Genomic DNA, 6,631 nt, shown 5'->3' with positions numbered 1-6,631 from the left:
GAATGCTTTCCCTGACGCAACCGGTCGTATAAATACGCCTGCACCCCTGATGGCCTCTGGCTGTTAAAGAGTGTGAACCCCGACATTCTAACCCCTCTATTTTTTACACGACCCAGACGCGGGTTTGCGCTTAACGGACGCGCTCTGTCCGCGCATTAAGCGGCACCCGGTGTGGGTTCTGTGGCGTGATGTCGTCCCGCGTTTGCGCGGTCAGGGCGGGTCTACGGGCGGCGGTACGTTGGTGTTCGTGACGGGTGGGGGTCGTCCCGCCCGTCACGCACGTAGGCCGGAGTTGGGAGAAGGTTGAGGTCAGGCAGAGTACAGAAGGGAAGGCGGGCCGTGGCCCGCCTGGGCGGGTTTATTCCAGCCGGTGCAGGAGGTGCGCTTTGATGTATTTAACGTGGCACTGCCAATCGTCGAGCCGTTCCCAGGCTTCGAGTACATCCGGGTAATGCGCGGGTAAAAATTCCATGCGATTGAGCACGAACGCCGCCGCGATTTGTTCGCCGGTGCTGGCCCCGCTGCGGCCGGTACGCTGCAAAGCGTTGGCGGTGTTGATGATGGTTTCAATGGGCCAGGGCAGGTTTTGAGATTCGTTCATTGTTGCATTCCTTTGTGTGGTTGATTGCCCTTTCTTCACAGCAGCGCGCGCAGGGGGGTCAAGGGCGCGTAGCGGCGCAGCGAACCCTTGATGCCCCGAGCACGTTGCTATCCTGACGGGGCAAGCAAACACAGGTTCCTTCCGGCGGCACGGGCTGGGCGGTAAAAAGCCTTGTGCGCTGGCGCACGCCTTTTTTGTTGTGAACGAACACACGTGGTGGCCGCGTGGTACACACCCCGCTACGACACCCGGCGCAGGTTGCGCGCCAGACGCCGGCACCGTGGCCGTTAATGGGATAAAACCGGCACCGGAACAGTGCCCGACCAGAACACAGGGCAGGCGCAACCTTGGGCGGCGGGGGAGGAGCGGGAGAGGGGGAAGCCGCGCGCTTAGGGAAGCCCGAGCCCTGGCACCTTGGCTTGCGGTTTTTGTGCAAGCCAAGTGACAGGCAAAGGGCTGACCGGGCCGCGACCTTTTTTGCCTGTGAACGAACGCTAAGGTCTTCCCGGTTAACTGCACAACTCGTGACAGCGTTCGGGCCAAGGAACTGCGCCTGTGCTTCGGGCTTTCAGCGTGGCAACCTGCGAGCCGGGCACCTTGGCTTGCGGTCTTGTTGCAAGCCACGTGACGGGCGGATTCAGTGCGTCCAATGCCGTGGCTCATCGCCAGCCCCACTGTCGTCTTCGTCGGCCTCCTGCGCCAGCGTGGCCAACAGCTTGAGTCGTTCCTCACCTTCTGGGTGACTGGTGGTCTGCATCGTGGCCGGATGGGTGGCGGCGTGGATTTGCTTTAACTTGTCGATGCTCACCCGCGTGTAGATTTCGGTGGTGTTGAGCTGGGTATGACCCAACAAGGCTTGGATAAACCGGATGTCCGCGCCGTTGTCCAGCATGTGAGTGGCGCAGGCGTGGCGGAACAGATGGCAACTGCCGGGCTTATCGATACCGGCGTTGTTGAGGTGCCGTTTTACGATGGCCCCCAATACATCACGCCGGAACGGGGCACCGTAGAGACTCAGGAACAGGTGACCGGAATCGGGGTAGGTGACCAGTTGCGGACGGGCTTCCTCCAGGTATTTCTGTACCCAGGCTAAGGCGCGTTGGCCGATGGGCACTACCCGATCCATGCCACCCTTGCCTTCGTGGATAAACACGGTTTCCCGTTTGCGGTCGATGGCGTAGAGGTTGAGATGACACACTTCGGTGCGGCGCATGCCGGTGGCGTAGAGCAGTTCCAGGATGGCACGGTCTCTTATGCCTTCGGGCAAGCCTAAGTCCGGCTGGTTCAGGGCCTGGGCTACTTCCTCCGGGCTTAAGATATAACGCGGCAGGCTGCGGGGCTTTTTGGGCAGGGTCAGTTCACTGGCCGGGTTGGCCTGGATGTGGTTTTGCTGGGCCAGCCATTTGAACCACATTTTCACGCTCACCAACATGCTGTGCTGGGTGCCGGTGCCCAAGGGTTCGCCATCGGCTTTGCGATAATAAAACAGGTGGCGCTGGTAGCGCTCCAGGATGGGCTTGGTGATGCTGCCGGGATCGTGCAGGCTGCGTTCGTCGCACCAGGCAACAAAGGCTCTGAGTTGGCTTTCTCGTCGCTCCAGGGTGTAACTGGCCTGCTGGGCTACGGTCAGGCTCCAGTCCATAAAGCGCACCATGTAAGGGTATAGGCCGTTGTGCTCCAGATTCTGCCGGGGGCGGGCTTTGCGGTTGCCTCGGGCCATTTTTTTAAGCGCTCCAGTCTGCTGTGGCCGTTGACCCTTGAGCGGCTCTTGTGCCCTTTTGGGTAAAAGAAGGGGCGGCTTCAGTACCATTACGGTACGACCTCCCGTTTATTTTTTTACCCTCTGGATGTGCATTTTTAGCGGTTTCTACGGTGTCGGTGCATTTTAGACTGTTTTTATCGGGGTTTTTGCTGATTTCTGCATCCCGATAAGCCCCCGACTTAGGGCCGACTTGGCCCCGACTTGACCCCGGCCACTTACCCTTTACCCCCGACTTCTTTTTGTCGTACTGGTGCTGTTTGAGTTTGTTAGCATCAATCAACCCCATCAGGTGCTTGTGGTCGGTGTCGTCGGCCTTGTCATAGAGCAGTTCATACACGAACGATTGCCCCCGGCCGCCTCGATGCACTAACAGGTATTCCATATCTTCCAGGCGTTGGCAGTGGATTTTTAATTGGGTGTTGCCCATACCGCTGTATTCGCGGACGGCTTTCCGGCTAAAGCGGTAATCGCTTTGCTCAATGCTCTGGCGTTGGCATTCTTCAAACACCATGCGCCGGATTTGGTTTAACAGTTTGCGCGTTTGTGGTGGCAGCTCGTCCAGCGTTCGGCCCAATACTTCGTGGGCGATTTGGTTGGCCTGTTCGATATCGCTTAGCGTCACTTCGATGTACTCCACCGCTTTACCGCCTCGCGTTTCGGTTTTTACTTCGCGTTGGTATTGGTGCAGCAGGGCAATGGAGCGGATCAGGGTTAAATACTTCTGGTGATCGCGGCGGGTGCGGGTTTTATCGCTTAAAAACTTTAAGTGCCGGGCATACGGATTGACTATTTTCAGCGGCTTTAGCAGCCTTTGAGCATTGCGGTGAACGTTGATAATATCTTGCCGTTCTTCTTTGGCAAACAGCCCATCCAGGGTTTCCGCGAAGCGTTGCTGGTCGTGGATCGCTTCGGTCTGCTCCCGACCTTCGTCCACACTGAGCACCAGGCAGCGGTTCATCAGCTCCGGGTCAATGTCGATCGCCGTGGTGGTCATAAACAACTGGGTGGGGCCTTCTACCCGATATTCCTGGGTCACCAGATTGCCGGTAGCCGGGTCTTTACCGGTGGAGGCAATGGTGATTTCCCCTTCACTTTGCAATAGCTTTAACGCATAGCTGGCGTTGTGGGCGCCTTCTTCTTCGGCAATGGCCAGCGTTTTGTGTTTTAGGTTGGTTTCACCCATGTAAAACAGGCTTTGTCCGGTCATGGCGCTGTACTGCACTCGCTCTTCTTCCGGCATGAACGACAACACCGCGTCCATCAACGCGCTTTTACCGGCTGCACTGGTGCTTTGCACCATCACCGCAAGCGGTTTTTCTAACTTTCTGCTAACACACGCCAGGTAACCGGCCAGTTTGTTGGTTTCCTCACCCACCACACCCGCAGTATTAAAGTCGTCCAGGATGCGGCTTAATAAATTTTTATCGTTGAGCAATTCAAGCGCGGCGTTGTGTTCTTCATTGGTAAGCTGTTTTCCTTCGCTTTCCTGCTTGGGCTGCAAGTGCTCGCTGATTTGCTCTTCCTGCAAGGCTTCCAGCTTCAACAACACCTTGCCCAGGTCTTTTTTAATCACCTCGTCTTTAACGCCCAGCTCCACACACGCCTGGTTGATAAACACCTGGCGTTGTTTGGCGTGGTACAGGTCTAAGCTGTCGGTGTGGAAGCCGTTATCATTGCAGACCATCAAGCTGATTTTCAGAACGTCGTGCACGGTGTTTTTCTTTAAACCGCGCACCCGGTACACGCGCCCCCCAATATCGAACAGGATTTCGTGGTCTTTGACGGTGCAGCGCACGTTATCCAATGCCGGAAGCGGTAACGGGCTGGCCGGTAGTGGTTGCTCTTCCGGCGCGGGCGCATCAGCAACAGAGGCGGCTGATATTTTAGCCGCTAAAATAGGGGCAGGTTTATCGCTGCTGCTGGTTTTGACTTCGTTGTCGGCCGCCAGTGCCAGTTCGTTTTCTCTTTTAGCAGCTATGGTTTTTGCTTCGTTTTGAGCTTCGGTGCTAATCGTTGGCGCTTTGCCTTTACCCAGCCACTCGGCTTTTCTAATCACCACTTCCAGTGCTTTGCGGGCCGGTTTCATGTTCAAGGCGTAGCTGTTGGCGTCCATGCCCTTGGGGAACAACACGCGGAAACACTCAATACCCACCGATTGCAGTTTGGCACTTAACAATTCAGCGGCCTTGTTACCGGCCTCATCACGATCATAGGCAATCAACACGCGCTTAATACCCAACGTTAAAAACGTGCTTAAGTGATCCTCGGTAAACCCAGCCGTGCCGTAGCTGGCGGTGACGTTTTTAAAGCCATGCACCCAGAAGGTCATGGCATCGATCAGGGCTTCACACAGGATGATTTCTTCTTGCCCTTTTAAGCCCTGAGCATTCCACACACCGGCATGGGGGCCGGGGAGATACAGGTGATAAGCGGTGCCTTTTTTAAGATCATCCCGCACTTTTCTGCCGTACAATTCCACCACGTTGTTTTCTACATCGAAGATCGGCACGGTCAAAGAACCGTTTAAGTGTTCATGGCCACTGTTGCGCAACACTCCACAGGCTTTTAACGTGGTTCTGATCGCTGCCCCGTCTTCCCGGTTGTTCTGGGGGATGTGATAGGCCAAGGTGCGGTTGGCAAAGCCCAGCTTGAAGGTGTGAATCAGCTCCAGATCGTGCAGACCGCGTTTTTCCAGATAGGCCAGCGCCTCCGGCTCACTCAACAAGGTGTCGTGGTAAAACCCCACCACCCGATCTAACACCCCGGCTTCGTCAGCCGCTAACAGATCAGCCGCTAAAGTAGAGGGCAGCTTTCTGGCCGTGCTGTATTTCACCGGCTGCGTGTTCTGACTGGCCAGCTCCGGGTGGTCGTTTCTCAGCAACTCCACCGCATAACGGAAGCTCACCCCTTGAGACTTCATCACCCAGTCAATCACCGATCCCCCCATCTGGCAGGCCCCCATGCAGTGCCACAGGTTGGTTTTAGGGCTGACAATCAGGCTTGGGGTGGCGTCGTCGTGGAACGGGCAGCGGCAGGCGTAGTCCTTGCCTTGCTTTTTTAAGCTATGGCCCTGGGATTCCAGCAGCCGCACCAAGGATACGTCCTGTTTGATCCGGTTCAGTTCTTCGTCTGTGAAGCGTGCCATATCCTATCTCACCTTTAAAAAAATGGGAGCACTTAATGGATATAAAATACCTATAGTGCTACCTTTGGTCAACACAAAAACCTTGAAGCACCCCATTCCATGGAACAGACTAAGGGAATCTTATAACTCAAGTGACCTACTATCAGTCTTTTCAGGGAGTCTTTATGACCTTGGGCGAGCGCATCAAGCGGCTTAGGCAAGAACGGAACTGGTCTCAGGCTCAACTAGCCCAACGACTGGATATTCATCAAAAGCAAGTGTCCGGATATGAGCGCCATGTTCATGTGCCATCAGTGGAAGTGTTGATTCGGTTGGCCGAACTGCTGGACGTGTCCCTGGATTACCTGGCGTTTGATGATCGAGAAGAAGCACGCAACACCAGTCAGATTGCTGACCTTGATCTATTGCGTAAAATGGAAGCGGTAGACAAACTGCCCGAAGCCGACAAGGTGACCATTAAAGCCGTGCTCGATTCTTTTATTTTAAAAAGCCGGTTTCAGCAGTTAGCTCATGTTGATGAAGCCGTTACGGCCCGCTAAGGAGTATCACAATGCACACACAAACACTTAAGCAAGAAGCATTAGAGTCTCTGCAACACCTGCCCGACGATGCGGATATAGACGAGATCATGTACCGCTTGTATGTCATCAATAAGTTACGCAAAAGCCGGGAAGCCATCGAGCGCGGAGAAACCATCAGTCATGATGATTTAAAGCGTGAGATTGAACAGTGGTAATTATTTGGTCTATTCCCGCTCGCCAAGATTTACACTTAATTCATCAGTATATCGCTCACGATGCCAAGCTCTATGCTGGCCGTGTCGTTCAAGACATCACCAATAAAGTGGACGTTTTGTTGGAACTTCCCCGCTTGGGCAGGATGGTGCCAGAAATTGGTGAGGACAATGTCCGCGAACTCAGCATTTATTCTTATCGCATTATGTACGAGTTAATGGGCGACACCATTTATATTCATGGCGTTTTTCATAAACGTCAGAATTTTCAGCCGCAAGATTTGCAGAGAGAATGAATTCAAAAAGGAGATCACAACATGGACGAGGCGATTTTAATATTGCTCAAAGAGGCTTTCCAAACACCTGCATATCAGTTTTTTCTGATCATCG

General features: G+C 54.5%; 6 protein-coding genes. 3 read left to right on the top strand and 3 right to left on the bottom strand.

The window, feature by feature from the left end; translation table 11 throughout:
- Window positions 1-358: 358 nt before the first annotated feature.
- The 3 genes from FT643_RS22495 to FT643_RS22485 form a co-directional block, all read right to left on the bottom strand.
- Entirely contained in the window at window positions 359-601 is a 243-nt protein-coding gene (locus tag FT643_RS22495; RefSeq protein ID WP_156873652.1) for a hypothetical protein, read from the bottom strand.
- A 637-nt stretch (window positions 602-1,238) separates the two neighbouring features.
- Entirely contained in the window at window positions 1,239-2,321 is a 1,083-nt protein-coding gene (gene xerC, locus FT643_RS22490; RefSeq protein WP_156873651.1) for a site-specific tyrosine recombinase XerC, read from the bottom strand.
- A gap of 4 nt (window positions 2,322-2,325) precedes the next feature.
- Complete coding sequence (locus FT643_RS22485) at window positions 2,326-5,508, bottom strand: CHC2 zinc finger domain-containing protein (RefSeq protein WP_156873650.1); 3,183 nt, start codon at window positions 5,506-5,508, stop codon at window positions 2,326-2,328.
- Between the two features lie 164 nt (window positions 5,509-5,672).
- Here FT643_RS22485 and FT643_RS22480 point away from each other — a divergent pair, with 164 nt between their 5' ends.
- From FT643_RS22480 to FT643_RS22470, 3 genes are read left to right on the top strand one after another with little or no spacing between them, the layout of a single operon-like run.
- Window positions 5,673-6,047, top strand: a complete 375-nt coding sequence (locus tag FT643_RS22480) for a helix-turn-helix domain-containing protein (RefSeq protein WP_156873649.1) — start codon at window positions 5,673-5,675, stop codon at window positions 6,045-6,047.
- An 11-nt stretch (window positions 6,048-6,058) separates the two neighbouring features.
- The gene (locus tag FT643_RS22475) at window positions 6,059-6,244 is read left to right on the top strand and encodes a hypothetical protein (RefSeq protein WP_156873648.1); all 186 of its coding nucleotides are present in this window, start codon (window positions 6,059-6,061) and stop codon (window positions 6,242-6,244) included.
- The gene (locus FT643_RS22470; RefSeq protein WP_156873647.1) at window positions 6,238-6,537 is read left to right on the top strand and encodes a type II toxin-antitoxin system RelE/ParE family toxin; all 300 of its coding nucleotides are present in this window, start codon (window positions 6,238-6,240) and stop codon (window positions 6,535-6,537) included. Before FT643_RS22475 ends, FT643_RS22470 begins: the two co-directional genes overlap by 7 nt.
- Window positions 6,538-6,631: the final 94 nt, after the last annotated feature.

The organism is Ketobacter sp. MCCC 1A13808, assembly GCF_009746715.1.
GTDB lineage: Bacteria > Pseudomonadota > Gammaproteobacteria > Pseudomonadales > Ketobacteraceae > Ketobacter.
This window is presented reverse-complemented; position numbering and strand designations above follow the sequence as displayed.

What these genes read in the sequence shown, in the direction of transcription:
- FT643_RS22475 (WP_156873648.1), top strand. Translation starts at nt 6,059, where the DNA reads ATGCACACACAAACACTTAAGCAAGAAGCATTAGAGTCTCTGCAACAC.
- xerC (WP_156873651.1), bottom strand. Translation starts at nt 2,321, where the DNA reads ATGGCCCGAGGCAACCGCAAAGCCCGCCCCCGGCAGAATCTGGAGCAC.
- FT643_RS22485 (WP_156873650.1), bottom strand. Translation starts at nt 5,508, where the DNA reads ATGGCACGCTTCACAGACGAAGAACTGAACCGGATCAAACAGGACGTA.
- FT643_RS22495 (WP_156873652.1), bottom strand. Translation starts at nt 601, where the DNA reads ATGAACGAATCTCAAAACCTGCCCTGGCCCATTGAAACCATCATCAAC.
- FT643_RS22480 (WP_156873649.1), top strand. Translation starts at nt 5,673, where the DNA reads ATGACCTTGGGCGAGCGCATCAAGCGGCTTAGGCAAGAACGGAACTGG.